At 75.1% G+C, this 19,606-nt stretch carries 14 protein-coding genes; 11 read left to right on the forward strand and 3 right to left on the reverse strand.

Translation table 11 applies throughout. From position 1 onward, the window contains the following. Window positions 1-93 precede the first annotated feature (93 nt). Window positions 94-1,098: a LysR family transcriptional regulator gene (locus BLU95_RS23470; RefSeq protein ID WP_093861740.1), complete on the forward strand. Its 1,005-nt coding sequence runs from the start codon at window positions 94-96 to the stop codon at window positions 1,096-1,098. 232 nt (window positions 1,099-1,330) lie between these two features. On the opposite strand, the gene BLU95_RS23475 is transcribed toward BLU95_RS23470, so the two are convergent. Further along, a complete protein-coding gene (locus BLU95_RS23475) occupies window positions 1,331-1,657 on the reverse strand; it encodes a WhiB family transcriptional regulator (protein WP_030393337.1) in 327 nt (108 codons plus the stop codon). 570 nt (window positions 1,658-2,227) lie between these two features. Between BLU95_RS23475 and BLU95_RS23480 the strand changes: the two genes are divergently transcribed. The 4 genes from BLU95_RS23480 (at window position 2,228) to BLU95_RS23495 (ending at window position 6,918) form a co-directional block, all read left to right on the forward strand. Continuing rightward, the gene (locus tag BLU95_RS23480) at window positions 2,228-2,839 is read left to right on the forward strand and encodes a response regulator transcription factor (RefSeq protein WP_014136228.1); all 612 of its coding nucleotides are present in this window, start codon (window positions 2,228-2,230) and stop codon (window positions 2,837-2,839) included. Window positions 2,840-3,156: 317 nt separating this feature from the next. Continuing rightward, window positions 3,157-3,825, forward strand: a complete 669-nt coding sequence (shbA, locus tag BLU95_RS23485; RefSeq protein WP_197698612.1) for an RNA polymerase sigma factor ShbA — start codon at window positions 3,157-3,159, stop codon at window positions 3,823-3,825. 280 nt (window positions 3,826-4,105) lie between these two features. After that, complete coding sequence (gene guaB, locus BLU95_RS23490) at window positions 4,106-5,608, forward strand: IMP dehydrogenase (protein ID WP_093861741.1); 1,503 nt, start codon at window positions 4,106-4,108, stop codon at window positions 5,606-5,608. 182 nt (window positions 5,609-5,790) lie between these two features. Next, complete coding sequence (locus BLU95_RS23495; RefSeq protein ID WP_093861742.1) at window positions 5,791-6,918, forward strand: GuaB3 family IMP dehydrogenase-related protein; 1,128 nt, start codon at window positions 5,791-5,793, stop codon at window positions 6,916-6,918. Window positions 6,919-6,992: 74 nt separating this feature from the next. Here the strand turns inward: BLU95_RS23495 and BLU95_RS23500 are convergent, their stop codons facing one another. Next, the gene (locus BLU95_RS23500) at window positions 6,993-7,610 is read right to left on the reverse strand and encodes a hypothetical protein (protein ID WP_093861743.1); all 618 of its coding nucleotides are present in this window, start codon (window positions 7,608-7,610) and stop codon (window positions 6,993-6,995) included. 254 nt (window positions 7,611-7,864) lie between these two features. Here BLU95_RS23500 and BLU95_RS23505 point away from each other — a divergent pair, with 254 nt between their 5' ends. Further along, window positions 7,865-9,793 (forward strand): serine/threonine-protein kinase, encoded by a 1,929-nt coding sequence (locus BLU95_RS23505; protein WP_093861744.1) that lies wholly within the window; start codon window positions 7,865-7,867, stop codon window positions 9,791-9,793. 49 nt (window positions 9,794-9,842) lie between these two features. Here the strand turns inward: BLU95_RS23505 and BLU95_RS23510 are convergent, their stop codons facing one another. Next, the gene (locus BLU95_RS23510) at window positions 9,843-10,382 is read right to left on the reverse strand and encodes an SHOCT domain-containing protein (RefSeq protein WP_093861745.1); all 540 of its coding nucleotides are present in this window, start codon (window positions 10,380-10,382) and stop codon (window positions 9,843-9,845) included. Window positions 10,383-10,461: 79 nt separating this feature from the next. On the opposite strand from BLU95_RS23510, the gene BLU95_RS23515 reads away from it, so the two are divergent. The 5 genes from BLU95_RS23515 (at window position 10,462) to BLU95_RS23535 (ending at window position 19,234) form a co-directional block, all read left to right on the forward strand. Beyond that, window positions 10,462-11,589: a protein kinase family protein gene (locus tag BLU95_RS23515; RefSeq protein WP_093861746.1), complete on the forward strand. Its 1,128-nt coding sequence runs from the start codon at window positions 10,462-10,464 to the stop codon at window positions 11,587-11,589. Between the two features lie 172 nt (window positions 11,590-11,761). Next, complete coding sequence (locus tag BLU95_RS45200; RefSeq protein ID WP_286158575.1) at window positions 11,762-13,666, forward strand: serine/threonine-protein kinase; 1,905 nt, start codon at window positions 11,762-11,764, stop codon at window positions 13,664-13,666. A gap of 101 nt (window positions 13,667-13,767) precedes the next feature. After that, a complete protein-coding gene (locus BLU95_RS23525) occupies window positions 13,768-15,411 on the forward strand; it encodes a succinic semialdehyde dehydrogenase (protein WP_093861747.1) in 1,644 nt (547 codons plus the stop codon). Window positions 15,412-15,467: 56 nt separating this feature from the next. Further along, complete coding sequence (locus BLU95_RS23530) at window positions 15,468-17,258, forward strand: GMC oxidoreductase (RefSeq protein ID WP_093861748.1); 1,791 nt, start codon at window positions 15,468-15,470, stop codon at window positions 17,256-17,258. 440 nt (window positions 17,259-17,698) lie between these two features. Next, window positions 17,699-19,234, forward strand: coding sequence for a hypothetical protein (locus BLU95_RS23535; protein WP_159424976.1), 1,536 nt, complete (start codon window positions 17,699-17,701; stop codon window positions 19,232-19,234). Window positions 19,235-19,606 lie beyond the last annotated feature (372 nt).

Below are 19,606 nucleotides of genomic sequence, written 5' to 3' on the forward strand. Positions count from 1 at the left end.
GACCGTGCCCGGGGCGGCCGCGACGGGGTGTTCCATCCTTCAACTATCAGTTGAATTTTGCTTGTTGCAAAGAATGTCTTATATCTTGGGGGCATGATCGAGGCCCGCCACCTGCGCGTCCTGCGTGCCGTCGCCCGCACCGGCTCCTTCTCCGCCGCCGCTCGTGAGCTGGGCTGCACCCAGCCCGCGATCAGTCAGCAGATGAAGGCGCTGGAGAAGTCCGTGGACACCCCGCTGGTGGTCCGTTCGGGCCGCGGGATGCAGCTCAGCGAGGCCGGCCGGGTGCTGCTCAAGCATGCCACCGGAATCCTCGCCGGGCTCTCCGCCGCGGAGGAGGAGGTCGCCGCGATCGCCGGACTGCGGGCCGGCCGGGTCCGGCTGGTGTCCTTCCCGACCGCCAGTTCCACCCTGGTGCCACCGGCCGTCGCCCGGCTGCGGGGCACCCATCCGGGGGTCCGCGTGTCGCTGGTCGAGGCGGAGCCGCCGGAATCGCTGGCGATGCTGCGCGGCGGCGAGTGCGAGGTCGCCCTCGCCTTCCGCTACCCGCAGACCCCCGGTTCCACCGCCGCGCCGCTGTCCGCGCCCGCGCACGGCACGCCGCGGGAGGCGCGCGCCGAGGCCAATCTGGAGGCCCAGCAGCTGAGCGCCGGTGCCGACTGGTCCGACCTGGTGGCGACTCCGCTGCTGGACGACCCGCTGGTCGGCCTGCTGCCGGCCGGGCACCGGCTGGCCGGGCGCGGCGGACCGGTGGAGCTGGCCGAGCTGGCGCAGGAGCAGTGGATCGCCGGCTGCCCGCAGTGCCGGGGCCACCTGGTGGAGCTGTGCGCCGGGGCCGGCTTCGAGCCGCGGATCGACTTCGCCACCGACGACTACCCGGCGGTGGTCGGGCTGGTGGCGGCCGGCCTCGGGGTGGCGGTACTGCCCGGGCTGGCGCTGGAGTCGGTGCGCCCGGACGGGGTGGCGACGGTGGCGGTGCACGCCGCCTCGGGGGCGCCGGCGGTGCGGCAGGTGGTCGCGCTGACCCTGCCGGACCTCGCCGAGGTACCGGCGGTGGCGCTGATGCTGGAGCGGCTGTCCGGGGCCGCGGCCGGCCGCTGACGCCGCCGCCCCGCCCGGCCGCCGCGGGGGCGGGCCGCCGGGCGGGACCCGGCCGACGGGGCCGGGCTCCGGACGGAGGTCACCCGGAGGGGTCGGGGGGCGTGCGGGGGCGCGGGGGAGGCCGGAGCGGGTCGACGGGGGCGACGAAGGCGACGGAGGCCGTAGGACGCCGGTGGAGACCGGTGGAGGCCGGTGAAGAAACGTTTCTTCTCGCCGGCGCGGAACCGGCCGCCTACTGCTGCGACACGCCCGGAGCGACCAGCGGCACCTCCACCAGGCGGTGGCGCGAGCGGCCCATCAGCTCCTCGCGCTCGTCCTCGGTGAGTCCTCCCCACACGCCGTACGGCTCGCGGACCGCCAGGGCGTGGGCGGCGCACTCGGTGCGGACCGGGCAGCGGGTGCAGACCTCCTTGGCGCTGGCTTCGCGTGAACTGCGGGCGGCGCCGCGCTCTCCCTCGGGGTGGAAGAAGAGGGAGCTGTCCACGCCGCGGCAGGCTGCGGAGAGCTGCCAGTCCCAGAGATCCGCGTTGGGGCCGGGGAGGCGGGAGAAATCTGCCATGGCTCATTCCCTTCAGAGGTCGTCGACCACGGGCCGGTCACCAGCGGGTCGCGGTGGAGTCGGCTCGGCGGGGCGTCCGGCGCGGTGTGGACACCTGGAAATATGACTTACGGCAACTACATGGACAAGTCACCCACAGAGTGGCACAACAGTCAATGACCATACAAAAGCTCTAAAACCGGGCAAAGTGGGCATGACTGTCGGGCCGGCAGTCGCCCGGCGCAAGCGTGGCAATCGGGTGGCCGACCGGCGCGCGGGGCGCCGCGCGGGTGTGCGGGTTGTACGCCCACCGCGCGCGAGCTGCGGAAAAGAGCGGCGTGTGCACCGCGATGCGGCTGATCGGTAACGGGTCGGCCACGTACAGTGGTGGAGATGGCCCTGAAGGCCGTAACTCATTCGAGTGACGGTCGTTGGAAGTGCGGAGGCGGTTAGCGGACGCCGGACGTCGGGAACGATCGCGGGGAACCTGGGCGATCAGCACGGAGTCTGACGCCGGTGGGCCGTGTCGGAGAGGTTCGTACCAGCCAGGAGGCTCAACGTGACGCGGATCAGCTGCGGAGGACGACAGTCATGACTTCCGTTCTCGTTTGCGACGATTCCCCGCTCGCCCGCGAGGCGCTTCGCCGCGCGGTCGCGACCGTACCCGGTGTCGATCGGGTCACCACCGCGACGAACGGGGAGGAGGTCCTCCGCCGCTGGGTGGCCGACCGCTCCGATCTCGTCCTGATGGACGTCCGGATGCCCGGCCTCGGCGGGGTGGAGACGGTCCGGCGGCTGCTGTCCGCCGACCCCGGTGCCCGGATCATCATGCTCACCGTCGCCGAGGACCTCGACGGTGTCGCGCTCGCGGTCGCCGCGGGTGCCCGCGGTTACCTGCACAAGGACGCCTCGCGCGCCGAACTGCGGGCCACCGTGACCCAGGCCCTCGCCGACCCGACCTGGCGGCTCGCCCCCCGCCGGCTGCGCAGCCCCGACATGGGGGCGGCGCCGACCCTGACGGCACGTGAGATCCAGGTGCTGGAGGGCATGAGCCACGGCCGCAGCAATGCCGAGATCGGCCGTGAGCTGTTCCTCTCCGAGGACACCGTCAAGACCCACGCCCGGCGGCTGTTCAAGAAGCTCGGCGCCTCGGACCGCGCGCACGCGGTGGCCCTGGGCTTCCGGTGGGGCCTGGTCCGCTGACCGCCGGCGCCGCCGCCGGTTCCGGCCCGCTGGTCGCGACCGTCCGTGCGGAGGCGTGTGACGTTACGGCCCCGAGGTTGCACCATGGAGGGGTGGAGCACCTCGGGGACCAGCGGACAGGAACTGCGGCGAACCACGCAGCCGCGGGAGACTCGGCGGACGGCGCCGCGGACGGGACCGTCGGCGGCGGTGGGGCGGGAGGCGGTGCGGTGCAGGAGGGGCCGGTGGTGCGTACCGGAGCGGCACCGCATAACGTTCCGGTGCACAACTCCGGACGCGGTGCCGCGTTTTCCCGCGCGACCAGGCACCATGGACCGATGCGTGACGACGTGACCGGGTCTCCCGGTGAGGCGGACCCGGTGGAGGCCGAGCCCTCCGCGCCCGGGCCCGGCCCGGTGTACGCGGACCCGGCCGACGGGCCGGGCGCGCTCGCCGCGCTGGTCGCGGCCGCCGTCCGCGGCGAGGGCCCGGCGATCGACGCCCTGCTCGCCCACGTCCACCCGCTGGCGCTGCGCTACTGCCGCGGCCGGCTGGTCCGGCTGCCCGGCGGCGCCCGGCACCACGTCGACGACCTCGCCCAGGAGGTCTGCGTGGCGGTGCTCTGCGCGCTGCCCCGCTACCGGGACCTGGGCCGCCCGTTCGAGGCCTTCGTCTACGGGATCGCGGCGCACAAGATCGCCGACCTGCAGCGGGCCGCGATGCGCGGACCCGGACCGACCGTGGTCCCGCAGGACGACCTGCCGGAGGTCCCGGACGACGCGCTCGGCCCGGAGGAGCGGGCGCTGCTCAGCAGCGACGCCGCGTGGGCCAAGGAACTGCTCTCCAACCTGCCGGCCCGGCAGCGCGAGCTGGTGCTGCTGCGGGTGGCCGCCGGGCTCTCGGCGGAGGAGACCGGCGAGGTGCTCGGCATGTCGCCGGGTGCGGTCCGGGTCGCCCAGCACCGTGCCCTCAGCCGTCTCCGCGCGCTGGCGGAGGAGTCCTCCTAGCCGCCGGACCCTCTCCCGCCCCGGAGACGGGCGGGCGGCCGTCGGAATGAGTCATGGTGGGCGGGTGTTGTCAAGGGCAGCACGAGGTCCCGTTCGCGGTGCCAGTACGATGGGGTATCGGCGTCTGGGCGGGTCGCCAAAGTTCCGACGGTGCGCGTGGGGTTCCCCTGGAGGATCCTCCGATGGACACCGGGCTTTAGGCGGTCCGAGTGAGCTGATGACTGCGCCCCCACCCTCAGGGCGTGAGCGGATTAGGCCGGCCACGGAAGGTACCCCCGAAATGTCTTACAACGCCGCAGGCGTACCCGAGAAGTTCGCGATGCTCGGGCTCACGTACGACGACGTCCTGCTGCTGCCGGGGGCGTCCGAGGTGCTGCCGAACCAGGTCGACACCTCCTCGCGGGTCTCCCGCAACGTGCGGGTGAACATCCCGCTGCTCTCCGCCGCGATGGACAAGGTCACCGAGTCGCGGATGGCGATCGCGATGGCCCGCCAGGGTGGCGTCGGCGTCCTGCACCGCAACCTGTCGGTCGAGGACCAGGCCAACCAGGTCGACCTGGTGAAGCGCTCCGAGTCCGGCATGGTCACCGACCCGATCACGGTCGGCCCGGACACCACGCTGGCCGAGGCCGACGCGCTGTGCGCGAAGTTCCGCATCTCCGGCGTGCCGATCGCCGACGAGGGCGGCAAGCTGCTCGGCATCGTCACCAACCGCGACATGGCCTTCGAGTCGGACCGCAGCCGCCGGGTCCGCGAGATCATGACCCCGATGCCGCTGATCACCGGCAAGGTCGGCATCTCCGGCGTCGACGCGATGGCGCTGCTCCGCCGGCACAAGATCGAGAAGCTGCCGCTGGTGGACGACGAGGGCCGGATCAAGGGCCTCATCACCGTCAAGGACTTCGTCAAGGCCGAGCAGTACCCGAACGCCGCCAAGGACGCCGAGGGCCGTCTGCTGGTCGGCGCCGCCGTGGGCGCCAGCGCCGAGGCCTTCGACCGCGCCCAGGCCCTGGTCCAGGCGGGCGTGGACTTCCTGGTCGTCGACACCTCGCACGGTCACAGCCACAACGCGCTGGCCTGGATCGCGAAGATCAAGTCGGCCGTCGGGATCGACGTGGTCGGCGGCAACGTCGCCACCCGTGACGGCGCCCAGGCGCTGATCGACGCCGGCGTGGACGGCGTCAAGGTCGGTGTCGGCCCGGGCTCCATCTGCACCACCCGCGTGGTCGCCGGCATCGGTGTCCCGCAGGTCACCGCGATCTACGAGGCCGCGCTGGCCTGCCAGGCGGCCGGCGTGCCGGTCATCGGCGACGGCGGCCTGCAGTACTCCGGCGACATCGGCAAGGCGCTCGCCGCCGGTGCCGACACCGTGATGCTCGGCTCGCTGCTGGCCGGCTGCGAGGAGTCCCCGGGCGAGCTGCTGTTCATCAACGGCAAGCAGTTCAAGTCCTACCGCGGCATGGGCTCGCTGGGCGCCATGCAGACCCGCGGCCAGGCGAAGTCCTTCTCCAAGGACCGCTACTTCCAGGGCGAGGTCACCTCCGACGAGAAGCTGATCGCCGAGGGCATCGAGGGCCAGGTCCCCTACCGCGGCCCGCTGTCCGCCGTGCTCTACCAGCTGGTCGGCGGCCTGCGCCAGACCATGGGCTACGTGGGTGCCGCCACCGTCGCCGAGATGGAGAGCAAGGGCCGGTTCGTCCGGATCACCTCGGCGGGCCTCAAGGAGAGCCACCCGCACGACATCCAGATGACCGTCGAGGCGCCGAACTACACCAGCCGCTGATCGGACGCCCGTCCGGAGGGCCCGCCACCGACCGGTGGCGGGCCCTCCGGGCTGTCCGGGCGCCGCTCCGCGGCCGGTCCGGGGGGCGGGGCGGCGCCGTGCGGCCGCCCGGGGGTACGGGATACTGGGGGGCGGCCGGGGTGACCCGGCCGGCATGAGCAATACCAGCAGAAGGGCTCGAAGTGACTGAGATCGAGATCGGGCGTGGCAAGCGCGGCCGCCGGGCGTACGCCTTCGACGACATCGCCGTCGTCCCCAGTCGCCGTACGCGCGACCCGAAGGAGGTCTCGATCGCCTGGCAGATCGACGCCTACCGTTTCGAGCTGCCGTTCCTGGCCGCGCCCATGGACAGCGTGGTCTCCCCGCAGCAGGCCATCAACATCGGCCGCCTCGGCGGCCTGGGCGTGCTGAACCTCGAGGGCCTGTGGACCCGCTACGAGGACCCGCAGCCGCTGCTCGACGAGATCGCCGCGATCACCGACGAGGCCGCCGCCACCCGCCGTCTGCAGGAGATCTACTCCGAGCCGATCAAGGCCGAGCTGATCAAGCACCGGATCCAGGAGGTCCGCGACTCGGGTGTGGTCACCGCCGCCGCGCTCTCGCCGCAGCGCACCGCCGAGTTCTCCAAGGCCGTCGTGGACGCCGGGGTCGACGTCTTCGTCATCCGCGGCACCACCGTCTCGGCCGAGCACGTCTCCGGTGCCGCCGAGCCGCTCAACCTGAAGCAGTTCATCTACGAGCTGGACGTCCCGGTCATCGTCGGCGGCTGCGCCACCTACACCGCCGCCCTGCACCTGATGCGCACCGGCGCGGCCGGTGTGCTGGTGGGCTTCGGCGGCGGCGCCGCGCACACCACCCGCAACGTGCTGGGCATCCAGGTGCCGATGGCCACCGCCGTCGCCGACGTGGCCGCCGCCCGTCGCGACTACATGGACGAGTCCGGCGGCCGCTACGTGCACGTCATCGCGGACGGCGGTGTCGGCTACAGCGGCGACATCCCGAAGGCGGTCGCCTGCGGCGCCGACGCGGTGATGATCGGTGCCGCGCTGGCCCGGGCCACCGACGCGCCCGGAAAGGGCTACCACTGGGGCATGGAGGCCGTGCACGAGGAGCTGCCGCGCGGCAAGCGGGTCGACCTCGGCACCGTCGGCAGCACCGAGGAGATCCTCACCGGCCCGTCGCACACCCCGGACGGCACCATGAACCTGTTCGGCGCCCTGCGCCGGGCGATGGCGACCACGGGGTACACCGAGCTCAAGGAGTTCCAGCGGGTCGAGGTGACCGTCAACCCGGCGCTGCACCACCGCTGAGCCGGCCGCTCCCGCCCGAGGCCCCCGTCGCACCGCGCGACCGGGGCCTCGCGCCGTTCCGGGGCCCGGCGCCGCTACTGGCGGGTGGCCGCCCGGCGGGTCAGCAGGAAGCCGCCGATCACGGCGATGCCGTAGAAGACCAGGTCCAGCGTGCGGCGGTCGGCGCGCCAGAGCGGGAGGGCGTCGCGGAGCAGTTCGCCGTACCCGGTGCCGGCCAGGTGGTGCAGCCGCCGGGTCTGTCCGAGCAGCTGGCCCAGGAACAGCGCTCCGGACGCCAGTACGGCGCCCAGCGGCGGCAGCAGCCGCCCGGTGCCGCCGAGCCGGCCGAGCGGCCAGGCCACCGCGGCCGCCGGGGCGATGGCCAGCCAGCCGACGGTGGAGTGCGCGCGGAGCGGCGCGCAGCCGAGGGCCGCCGCGCCGGCCAGCATCGCCAGGACGGCGATCGCCACCGCCCGGCCGGTCCGGCCGGGCCCGCGCCGGCGACGGCGCCCGGCGGTGTCCGGGCCGGGTGTCGCGTCGTCCGCCGGGGCGGTGCCGGCCGGGTCGACGGGGTGGTAACCGGCCACCGGGGCACCTGGCATCCCGGGGGCGACGTACCCCTCCGGGGTCTCCGGTTCCGGTGCGACCGAGAAGTGCCGGGCCGCGGGCGGCCGGTTCGACCGGCCGTCAGCGTCCGGTGCGGATGCGGTCATGGACGTCCTTTTCCCCCCGGAAAGACGGTGAGCTGCCGAACGGTAGCAGTGGCCGGAGCCGGCCGGACAGAGTTTTCGATCACAGATCGGGCACGGAGCGCCGCCCCGGCCGGGGGTGCGGACCAGGGTGGCCGGGGGCCGGGTGGCCGGGCGCGCGCGGGACAGGGGATGATGGAGGCTTGGGCGTTCGGGCCCGACGCCGGTCCGACGTGCCGTCATCACGACCGCCAGCAGCACATGGGGGAACGTTCCGAATGACCCAGGCGCAGGGTTCCACCGGCCGCCTCCTGGCCGGACGCTACCGGCTGGACGCGGTGCTCGGTCGTGGTGGCATGGGCACAGTGTGGCGCGCCGAGGACGAAATGCTGGGCCGGACGGTCGCGGTCAAGGAACTGCGGATGAACGCCAGCGTGGACGAGGACGAGAAGCACCGGCTGATCGTCCGGACCCTGCGCGAGGCCAAGGCGACGGCCCGGATCCGGCACTCCTCGGCGGTCACCGTATTCGACGTGGTCGAGGAGGACGACCGGCCGTGGATCGTCATGGAGCTGGTCGAGTCCCGCTCGCTCGCGGACGTCATCCGGGAGGACGGCCCGCTGGCGCCGGCCCGGGCGGCGGAGATCGCGCTGGACGTGCTCGGCGTGCTGAGCGCCGCGCACGCGCACGGCATCCTGCACCGGGACGTCAAGCCGTCCAACGTGCTGATCGGCGAGGACGGCCGGGTCGTGCTCACGGACTTCGGCATCGCCAGCGTGGAGGGGGACTCCTCGGTGACGTCGACCGGCATGCTGGTCGGCGCTCCCTCGTACATATCCCCGGAGCGGGCCCAGGGGCAGAAGCCCGGACCGCCGGCCGACCTGTGGTCGCTGGGCGGCACGCTGTACGCGATGGTCGAGGGCCGGCCGCCGTACGACCGGGGCTCGGCGCTGGCCACCCTGACGGCGGTCATGACGGAGGAACTCACCGCGCCGGTGAACGCCGGGTCGCTGCGGCCGGTGGTCGAGGGGCTGCTGGCCAAGGACCCGGCGGAGCGGCTGACCGCCCCGCAGACCCGGTCGATGCTCAAGCGGGTGGTCGCGGAGGCGACCGCGCGGGCCGAGTCGACCACCGAGCACGCGGTGCCGGTGGCGGGCGGCGACCCGGGCGACACCGGGGCGGACGGCGGCACGGCCGCGGGCAAGGGCGGCGGGAAGCCCCCGGTCGGCGGACTGTTCGGGACGGTCCGGGTGGGCAGCCGGTCCGGGGACGCCGGCAGCGGGGAGACGCCGGTGGTACCGGCCGCCCCGGAGCCGGCGGGGGACGGGCCGGTCCCGGTGGGGGGCGCGGAGACCTCGGCCGAGGCGGCCAGGCCGGTCACCAGTGAGTGGACGCTGGGTGCGACCCAGGCCGCCGGGGCCGACCCGCGCACCGGCCGGCGGCGGCTGGCCGTCGCCACGGCGGTGGTGGTGCTGCTGCTGATCGCGGGCCTGATCGTGCTGCTGCAGGCGTTCGGCGGCTCCGAGGACGGCTCGGCCGACGGCGCGCGCGGCACCGCGCCGGTGGCGGCGGTCACGGACGACGGCGCGGACGGCGCCGCGCCGGCGACGGTGCCGGAGACCACCGGCCCGGGGGAGGCCGCTCCGCCCGCGCCGACCGCCGCCCCGGCGGCCACGCCGACGCCGACGCCCACACCCACGCCGACCCCCAGCGCCACGCCGACGCCGACCCCGACCCCTGCGCCGCCCCCGGCCGGGGCCGTCGTGCCGGCCGGGTTCCACGAGTACAAGGACCCGTCCGGCTTCTCGATCGTGCTGCCCGACTGGCTGCAGCCGACCGGCTCCGACGCGAACCGCCGCACCTTCAAGGGCAACGGCAGCACCCTGCGGGTCGAGTGGACGACCACGCCGGGGGCGAGCGCGCTCGCCGACTGGCAGGCCTCCGAGCCGGGGCTGCGCGGGCAGGTGAGCAACTACCAGCGGGTGCAGCTGCAGTCCGTCGCCTACCGGGAGTGGACCAACGCGGCCGACTGGGAGTGGACCAACGGCACCCCCAGGACGCACTCGCTGAACCGGGGCTTCGTCACCGGCTCCCCGGCCAAGTACGGCTACGCGATCTACTGGACCACGCCGGACGCGGACTGGGCGGCGGCGCCGAACGCGCAGGCACGGCAGACCGCGTTCGACACCTTCCAGCCCGCGCCGTAGGGCGGGGCGGTGGGGGGCACCCGCCCGCGCCGCGCGGGTGCCCGTTCGGTCACCCGATGAGGCGCTGTTTGGCGCGGGTGAACTCCTCGTCGGTGAGGGCGCCGGCGGTGTGCAGGGCGGCCAGCCGCTCCAACTGGTCGAGCAGGTCGGCGCCGCTGGGGGCGGGGGCCGCGGGGGCAGCGGCGAGCGCTTCCTTCCGGGAGCCCTCGCGGGCCAGCCGGGCGGCGGCCCGGAGCTGTTCGGCGAACACCTCGGCCTTGACCACGTCCTCGAAGCGGTGCGAGCCGGTCAGCGCGACCACGAGCAGCACCTCGCCGTTGATCCGGGTCCTGGTGACGGTCGCGTCGGTGACGGCGGCGAGCGGAACCGGGACCGGGGGCTTCCCGTCCTTGAGGAAGAGCAGCCGGTGGGTGGTCAGAACCAGGACGCCCTTGCGGAAGTGGTCGGGGTGGCGTCCCGCCGTGGAGGCGATCGGCTTCTCGTCGGGGGCGACGTTCGCCTCCACCGTGCGCAGGGCCGCGGCCCGGTGGTCACCGCTGCTGTTGCCGGCCACGTCGAAGGCCCCGTCGATCAGATCGCTCCAGTCCATGGACCGAGGGTAATCCGGGGGACCCGGGCGGTGCCTTCCGCAGACAACTAGGCTTAACGGCGAGCGGAGAGGAACACGCATGCGAGCGGGCCCGGGGCAGGTGCTGGCGGGGCGTTACCGGCTGACGGACCACCTGGAGGCGCTGGGCGCCTTCGCCGCGGACGAGCGGACCGGTGACGTCGTGCGGCTGCGCGCGCTCGAGCTGCCCGCGGTGCTGATCGGGGATCAGGAGCCGGACGTCGCCGCCGCGGAGCCGGGGGAGCGGCTGGTGCGGCGGGTGGCGGCGGTCGGCGCCGCGGCGCCCAGGCACGCGCGACTGCTCCAGGGCGCCGGCGCGTTCGTCGAGGGCGACCTGCTGTGGACGGTCGAGGAACGGCCCGCCGGACAGCCGCTGGACGCGCTGCTCGGGGCCGGCCCGCTGCCGCCGTACCGGGCGGCCGAGGTGGCGGCCGACCTCGCCGGGGCACTGCGGGCACTGCACGGCGCGGGCCTGGTGCACGGGAACGTGACGGCAGCCTCGGTGCTGGTCGGCGAGGACGGCGCGGCCCTGCTGGGCGGGCTGCTCCCCGGGGTGGCCGAGGAGGCGCTGGCCGAGGAGCTGGGCGGTCCGGGCGGGCGGCGGCGGTACGAGGTGCGGGCCGCGCTGGTCGGGCCGGTGGCCGAGCGCTGGCCGCTGGACGGCGGCCCGGCCGGCGACTGCTGGGCGCTCGGGGTGCTGCTGCACCGGATGGCGACCGGGCGGGCGCCGTACCCGGAGGGCGGGGTGCCGGAGCTGGTGACGGCCGTGCGGGAGGGCCGGCGGGTCCCCGCCGAGGCGTGCGGACCGCTGGGGCCGCTGGTGGAGCGGCTGGTGCGGTCCGACCCGGGGCTGCGGCCGACGGCCGCGGAGATCGCGCTGGAGCTGGCGGAGCTGCTGGCCCGTGCGCCGGAGCCGGTGGACGGGCCGGGGGCGGCCGGCGCGCCGGGCGTTCCGGGGCCCCGGCCGGCCGGGCGGGCCCGGCGCCGCCGGGCGAAGGCCGCAGGTGGCGGGGGCGGGTCGCGGGACCGGCACGGGAGGACGGCGAAGGCGGGAACGGTGCGGGCGGAGGCGGCCGGAGCGGCCCGGCCGCCGCGGATCCCGCCGGCGCTGCTGGGGCCGCTCCTGGTCGGCGGAGTGTTCCTGCTGCTGGTCCTCGGCGTGGCGGCCGTGGTGCTGTTCGCAGGCTGACGGGGCCGGTGGGAACATGGTCGCCGGAACGGTGGGCGGGGGAGATTACCCGGGGGCACCCCGGACGCCTAGGGTGTCCGTGGAATCTGTTCGATTCAGTGGTCTGCACCGAGTGGTCTGCACCGGGCCCTCCGTCGCGTGACGGCAGGTGAATGAGGGGGAGCGGTCGCGGATGGGCGCGCAGGACCGGCCGGGGTCGGCCGAGGGGGAGCGGCTGCTGGTCGGTCGCTACGAGCTGGGCGAGCGGCTCGGCCGCGGCGGGATGGGCACGGTCTGGCGGGCCCGGGACCGGATGCTGGACCGTGAGGTCGCGGTCAAGGAGCTGACCGTCAGCCACCTCCCCGAGGAGGAGGTGGAGATCCTGCACGCCCGGATGAAGCGGGAGGCCGCCGCGGCCGCCCGGATCAAGCACCCCGGCGTGATCACCGTGCACGACGTGCTGGAGCAGGACGGCCGGCCGTGGATCGTCATGGAGCTGGTCGACGGCCGTTCGCTGGCCGACGTGATCAGCCAGGACGGCACCCTGCCGCCGCGCGCCGCCGCCGAGGTGGGCGGCCAGGTACTGGCCGCGCTGCACCGGGGCCACCAGCTGGGAGTGCTGCACCGGGACGTGAAGCCGGCCAATGTGCTGCTGGAGCACGGCACGGGCCGGGCGGTGCTGCTCGACTTCGGCATCGCGACGTACGAGGGCTCGGCCGAACTGACCCGGCCGGGCGATCTCGTCGGTTCGCCGGACTACCTGGCGCCGGAGCGCGCCCAGGGCGAGCGGCCGGGCCCGGCCTCGGACCTGTGGGGGCTGGGGGCGACGCTGTACGCGGCGGTGGAGGGCGACTCGCCGTTCCGCCGCACCTCGCCGCTGACCACGCTGGCCGCGGTGGTCGGGGACCCTCTGCCGGAGCCGCGCCGGGCCGGGCCGCTGGGGCCGGTGCTGGCCGCGCTGATGGCGAAGGACCCGGACGAGCGCCCGAGCGCGGACGAGGTGGCCCGGATGCTGGCCGAGGTGCAGGCCGGGCACACGGTCGGGCTCAAGCCGGTCGCGCCGGTGCGGACGCCGACGCAGTCGGTGCCGGTGGTGGACCGGGCGGGCCAGCCGGGGGAGCGGTCGGAGGACCGCTCCGAGCACGGGTCCGAGGAGGAGTCCGAGAACGGGCCGGAGGACGGTAACGAGGACGGGGCTGGGGTCGGGGCGGCGTCGGCGGAGGGCGCGGAGGCCCTCACGGTGCCGCGGGCCCGGGCCGCGTCCGACCGGACGACGACGGAGCGGGCCGCACCGGACCGGACGGCATCGGACCGGACGGCGACGGAGCGGGCGGAGGAGCCCCCGACGGAGCCTTCCCCCGGGACCGACCCGGCGCCGGAGAGCGACCAGGGGGCGCCCACCGGACCGGTCACGCCGGTGTCGTACACCGATGCGCCCGCGCGCGGGCCGGCCAGGCGTCGGAGGGTGCTGCGGGCGCTCGCGATCGTGGTGGGCCTGGCGGTGCTGGCCGCCGGTGCGCTCTACCTGGTCCGGCACCAGCGGGCGAAGAACCCCGACCGCTCCGACCCGGCCCCGACCCAGGGCCCGGTACCCGGCACGGTCGGGCCGCCGCCGACCGCCCCGGCCGACGGCACTCCCGCGCCCAGCGGCTACCAGTGGGTGGACGACCCGGCGGGTTTCCGCTTCCCGCTGCCGGTGACCGTCCCGGCCTGGCAGCGCTCCAGCACGCCGGACAACCAGATCTACTACAGCCCCGACAACAAGGCGCACTACCTGCAGTTCGCCGTCACCGTGGGCCAGTCGGTCCGGCCGCTGGAGCACATGCGGCAGATGGAGAGCACCGTCTCCAAGTCGCTGAAGGAGTACAAGCAGCACCGGCTCACCGGTGTCGCCGTGAACGGCCACGAGGCCGCGGTCTGGGAGTTCAGCTACCTGGCCAAGGAGGGCGGCCGCCGCCGGGCGATCGAGGCCGAGTTCATCGACGAGGACGGCACCAGCTACGCGATCTACTCCTCCAGCTTCGACCGGGGCAACGAGTGGAACGAGGCCGAGCAGCGGTTCAACGCGGTGCTCCACTACTTCACTCCGACCCGCTGACCGCCGCGGGCCGCCGCTGATCCGCGGGGCCCGCACCCGCACGGGGGTTTCTTGTTACCGACGGGTACCGCACCGGCCGCCGAGCGCCTAGGCTGCGCCCTATGTCGGACCTCACAGCAGCTGCCACGGCCACCGATCCCGCGGGCCCCGGCGCGCCGGGCCGCAACCCCGCCGCCCCGGGCGGCGGGCGCACCGTCGCCTCGGCCGTGCCCCCGTCACTGGTCGACCGCCTCGCCGCCGGTGTCACCGCCACCGGCGAGCCGAGCGTGGTGGAGACCGTCGCCCCGCTGACCGGCGAACGGCTGGCCGGCCTGCCGCGGTCCACCCCCGCCGACGTCGAGGTCGCCTTCGAGCTCGCCCGCCGCGCGCAGCCGTCCTGGGCAGCGCTGCCGGTCCGCCGGCGCGCCGCCGTCCTGCTGCGCTTCCACGACCTGCTGATCAAGCGGCAGGACGAGGTGCTCGACCTCATCCAGGCGGAGACCGGCAAGGCCCGGCTGCACGCCTTCGAGGAGGTGCTCGCGGTCGCGATCGCGGCCCGCCACTACGGCCGGTCCGCGCACGGCTACCTGCGCGACAAGCGGCACCTCGGCGCGGTGCCGCTGTTCACCCAGGCGGTCGAGGCCCGCCGCCCCAAGGGCGTGGTCGGCCACATCTCGCCGTGGAACTACCCGTTCGAGCTGTCGGTCGGCGACGCGCTGCCGGCCTTCGTCGCGGGCAACGCGGTGGTCAACAAGCCGGACACCCAGACCGCGCTGACCGCGCTCTGGGCCCGTGAGCTGCTGATCGAGGCCGGGCTGCCGGCCGACCTGTGGCAGATCGTGATCGGTGACGGCCCGGTGATCGGCCCGGCCGTGGTCGAGCACGCCGACTACGTCTCGTTCACCGGCTCCACCCGCACCGGCCGCGAGGTCGCCCGGCGGGCCGCCGAGCGGCTGGTCGGCGCCTCGCTCGAACTCGGCGGCAAGAACGCCCTGCTGGTGCTGGCCGACGCGGACCTCGACAAGGCCGCCGAGGGCGCCGTCCGGGCCTGCTTCTCCTCGGCCGGCCAGCTGTGCATCTCGATCGAGCGGCTGCTGGTCCACCGCTCGGTGGCCGACGAGTTCCTCGCCAAGTTCGCCGCCCGCACCCGCGCGCTGCGGCTCGGCGGCGGCCTCGCCTACGGGGCGGACATGGGCTCGCTGGTCTCGGGCCGCCAGCTGGAGGCCACCACCCGGCACGTCGAGGAGGCGGTCAAGGCCGGCGCCACCGTGCTGGCCGGCGGGAAGGCCCGGCCGGACCTCGGCCCGTTCTTCCACGAGCCGACCATCCTGGAGGGCGTCACCCCGGACATGGCGGTCTGCGGCGAGGAGACCTTCGGGCCGGTGGTGTCCGTCTACCGCTTCGACACCGAGGAGGAGGCGGTGGCCGCCGCCAACTCCACCCCGTACGGCCTCAACTCCAGCGTCTGGACCACGGACGTGCGGCGCGGGCGGGCGATCGCCGCCCGGCTGCGGACCGGCACCGTGAACGTCAACGAGGCGTACGGCGCGGCCTACGGTTCGGCCGCCTCGCCGATGGGCGGCATGGGCGACTCCGGGCTCGGCCGGCGGCACGGCGCCGAGGGCATCCTGCGGTTCACCGAGGCGCAGACGATCGCGAGCCAGCGGCTGCTGCCGCTCGCGCCGGCGTTCGGCCAGGACGACAAGCAGTACGCGGCGATGATGACCGCCGGGCTGCGGATCCTGAAGGCGCTGCGCGTCAAGTAGCCGGGCCCCCGGGCCGGCCCCCGTTTCGTGAACGACTTCCGAAGGAGCAGAGGAAGATGGTGGGTTCGGCTGACGGCCGGGAGTTCGACTACGACGTGGTCGTGGTCGGCTCCGGCTTCGGCGGTTCGGTCTCGGCGCTGCGGCTGACCGAGAAGGGGTACCGGGTCGCCGTCCTGGAGGCCGGGCGCCGCTTCGACCGCGACGAACTGCCCAGGAACTCCTGGGACGTCGCCAACTACCTGTGGGCGCCGAAGCTCGGCCTGTACGGCATCCAGCGCATCCACCTGCTGGCCAACGTGCTGATCCTGGCCGGTGCCGGGGTCGGCGGGGGCTCGCTGAACTACGCCAACACCCTGTACGTGCCGCCGAAGGCGTTCTTCGAGGACCGCCAGTGGCAGCACATCACGGACTGGCAGGAGGAGCTGGCGCCGTTCTACGACCAGGCGCGGCGGATGCTCGGGGTACGGCTCAACCCGACCGTCACCCCCTCGGACGTCCACCTCCGGGCCGCCGCCGAGCGGATGGGTGTCGGTGACACCTTCCACATGGCGCCGGTCGGGGTGTTCTTCGGCGACGGCAAGGACTCCGACGGCACGGCGAAGGCGGCGCCCGGCGAGGAGGTGCCGGACCCGTACTTCGGCGGCGCCGGCCCGTCCCGGCGGTCCTGCGTCGAGTGCGGCGAGTGCATGACCGGCTGCCGCCACGGCGCCAAGAACATGCTCACCGAGAACTACCTGCACCTGGCCGAGCGGGGCGGCGCCGAGATCCACCCGCTCACCACGGTGGCCCGGATCCGGGAGCGGGGCGAGGGCTTCGCGGTGGACGTCCGGCGCACCGACGCCCGTTCCACCACCGACCGGGTCAAGGCCGGGGCGCGGACCATCACGGCCGCCCGGGTGGTGGTCGCGGCCGGGACCTACGGCACCCAGAACCTGCTGCACCGGATGCGGGCGGACGGACACCTGCCCCGGATCTCCGCCCGGCTCGGCGAGCTGACCAGGACCAACTCCGAGGCGCTGGTGGGCGCGCAGACCACCGACCGGCGGTACGGCGCCCGCGCGGACTTCACCAAGGGCGTGGCGATCACCTCCTCGATCCACCCGGACGGGAACACCCACATCGAGCCGGTCCGCTACGGCAAGGGCTCCAACGCGATGGGCGCGCTCTCGATCGCCCAGGTGCGTGGTGGCGGGCGGATCCCGCGCTGGCTGCGCTACCTCGGCAACTCGGTCAAGCACCCGGTGACCTTCGGCCGCTCGATGAACCAGCACCGGTGGTCGGAGAAGACGATCATCGGCCTGGTGATGCAGTCGCTGGACAACTCGATCACCGTCTCGCTGAAGGAGAAGGGCCTCGGCAAGGGCACGCTGACCTCCCGGCAGGGCCACGGCGCGCCCAACCCCACCTGGATCCCGGCCGCCGAGCAGGGCGCGCAGGCGCTCGCCGAGGAGATCAACGGCTTCGCCGGCAGCAGCGTCGGCGAGATCTTCGACATCCCGCTGACCGCCCACTTCCTCGGCGGCTGCGCGATCGGCGACTCGCCGGAGACCGGCGTGGTCGATCCCTACCACCGGCTCTACGGCCACCCCGGGATCAGTGTGGTGGACGGCGCGGCGGTCTCCGCCAACCTGGGCGTCAACCCGTCGCTGACGATCACGGCGCAGGCCGAGCGGGCGATGTCGATGTGGCCCAACAAGGGCGAGGAGGACACCCGGCCGGCCGCCGGCGAGGCCTACCGCCGGGTCGCCGCGGTCGCGCCCGTCGCACCGGCGGTGCCGGAGGACGCGTTCGGCGCCCTGCGGCTGCCGCTGCTGGCGGTGCCCGAGGTGCCGAAGAGGCGGGACTGAGCACGGCCGGGGGTCGCGCCGCGCTCCGGGCGGCGCGGCCCCCGGCGTCTCCCCGTCCGGTCCGTGGACGGTGACCGGTTGACAGCTGTCCGTGCCCGATGAAAGAAAGGGGCGCCCTGGGGGACCAGGCGATCGTTCGTTCGGACGGGGGGACGCGGCCCATGGCCATCTGCGCATCCTGCGGCGCGGTTTCGGCGGGAGGGACGCCGGTCTGCGCGTCCTGCGGACGGCCGACGGTGCCGCCGCCTTTGCTGCCCCCGCCTTTGCTGCCGCCGCCGCTTCTTCCTCCGCCGCCCGCCGAACCGCCGACCGGGCCGGGTGCGGCCGGACCGGTGGACCTGCCGCCGCCGGTGCTGCCCCCGGCACCGCCGGCCGCACCGCCCGCCCCTCCTGCCCCGGCCGCCCCGCCCTCGCTGACGAAGCCGGGCGCCGGAGCGCCGGTGGCGGGACCCGGTGCACCCCTGCCCCCGGAGCTGCCGCCGCCGGTGCTGCCGCCGCCGGTGCTGCCCCCGGCGCCGCCGGTCGGCGGGCCGTGGGGTGCCGGCCGGCCCTACGACCCGGCCGCCGGCCGGCCCGCCGCGCTCGCCGGGCTGATCGGCGCCGACTGGCGCCCGGCGCTGCGGGCGGTCGTGGCGCCGACCGCCGTCCTGCTGCTGGCCGCCCTGATCGCCGCCGTCCCGGAGAGCGACTACTACTCCGCCCCCTTCGACTCGCCGCCCTTCGGCAAGCGCCTCGGCAGCTCGCTGGCCATGGCGCTGGGTGCGCTCGGCGCGCCGTACCGGCTGAGCCTCGGCACCGAGTGGGGCGAGAGCTCGTCGGTGTTCCGCGCCCTGCCGATGACCGTCACCGTGCTCTGGCTGCTCGCGCTCTGGCTCGGCCTGCGGGTCGGCGCCCGCAGCCGGCAGCAGCGCACCGGCGAGCAGCAGACCCGTCGGCAGGCGGCCGCCGAGGCCGTGCGCACCGCCGTCGTGGCCGCCGCCGCGACCCTGCTGCTCGGTCTGGTCGGCGGCACGCGGTGGCACCCCGGCGGCCGCGGCCTCGGCATGGACTCCGCGGACGCGCTCCAGGGGCTCGGTCGGACGACCTACGGCGCGTCGGCCGGCTGGTGGGAGGCGGTCGCCTGGACGGCCCTGCTCGCCGGCCTGCTCGCCTTCGCGGTGCACGGCACGGACGCGCTGCGCTGGGCGGCCTGGCGCAACCGGGCGGTGCGCGGCTGGGCGGTCGCGGGTCTGGCGGCCGGGCGCGCGCTGGCGGTCTCGGTGGCGCTGGCGGCGGTGGCCGGCTTCGTGCTGGTCGCCGTCCGGGCCGACGGCGACCTGACCGGTGCCGCGGTCGCCTTCCTGCCCAACCTCGGTCTGCTGCTGCTCGGGGTGGGCTCCGGGGCGGTGTTCCGGGCCGGCAGCTCCGTCGCGTCCGACGGGGTGCCGGACTGGCGGACGCGGCCGTACGACGCGAACGAGTACTCCTTCTTCGACCCGGGCACCGCGGGGGCCGACTGGCGCTGGTCCGTCCTGCTCGCGCTGGTCTCGGCGGTGGTGCTGGGCCGGACGGCGTTCCGGCGACGGCTCGACCCGGCGGACCGGCTGCGGCTGGCCGCCGTGTACGCGGTCGGGCTCAGCCTGCTGATGCTGGTCGCGGGGACGCTGGTGTCCACCGAGTCCGTGGTCGGTCCGCTCCTCCGCTCCCGGGACTTCGGCTCCGAGGACTCGCTCTCCCTGGTGCCGTGGACGCTGCTGGTGGCCAACGCGGTCTGGGCGGCCGTGGGCGCGCTGGCGGTGCCCCCGCTGCTGGCCGCGCTCGACCGCCCGTCGGCCCCGCCGGCGGACCGGGACCCGGGGGAGCCCGGGGCGGAGTCCGCCGGGGTGACGCCGATGGTGCTGGAGGTGGTCGATTCGGAGGACGGTCGGCGCCCGGCCGCACCGGTACCGGAGGACGGCGGCCCGGTGGACCCGAGCGTGTGGAGCCGGCGACCCTGATTGTGGAGCCGGCGCCCCCGATAGGGCCTCTCCTGCGGAGCGCTGTCGGAAGCGGGCCGGAAACCGACCCCGGACAGGGCAAAGGGCCCCGCGGGGGAACGGGGCCCTTTGTCGCTCAGCACCCGGCGTCAGGGCCGCGCCGGTGCTGGGGTGACGGCGCCGGGGGAGGAGCGCCGTCCGGTCGAATGGCCGATGGGTCGCGCGTCGCCGCGGATCCGGCGGGGTGGGCCGGCGCGCGCGGGCGCACAAGGCCGTGGCGGTGGTCCCGGACGCATGCCTGCGTCGAGCCTTCGCTCACGGAGCGTGAGGTGATAATCGTTGCCACCGCGGGTCTCGGCGGCATCGACCGGCACTCCGCGGATGGCGCTCGGG

The sequence above is a fragment of the Streptomyces sp. TLI_053 genome (assembly GCF_900105395.1).
GTDB lineage: Bacteria > Actinomycetota > Actinomycetes > Streptomycetales > Streptomycetaceae > Kitasatospora.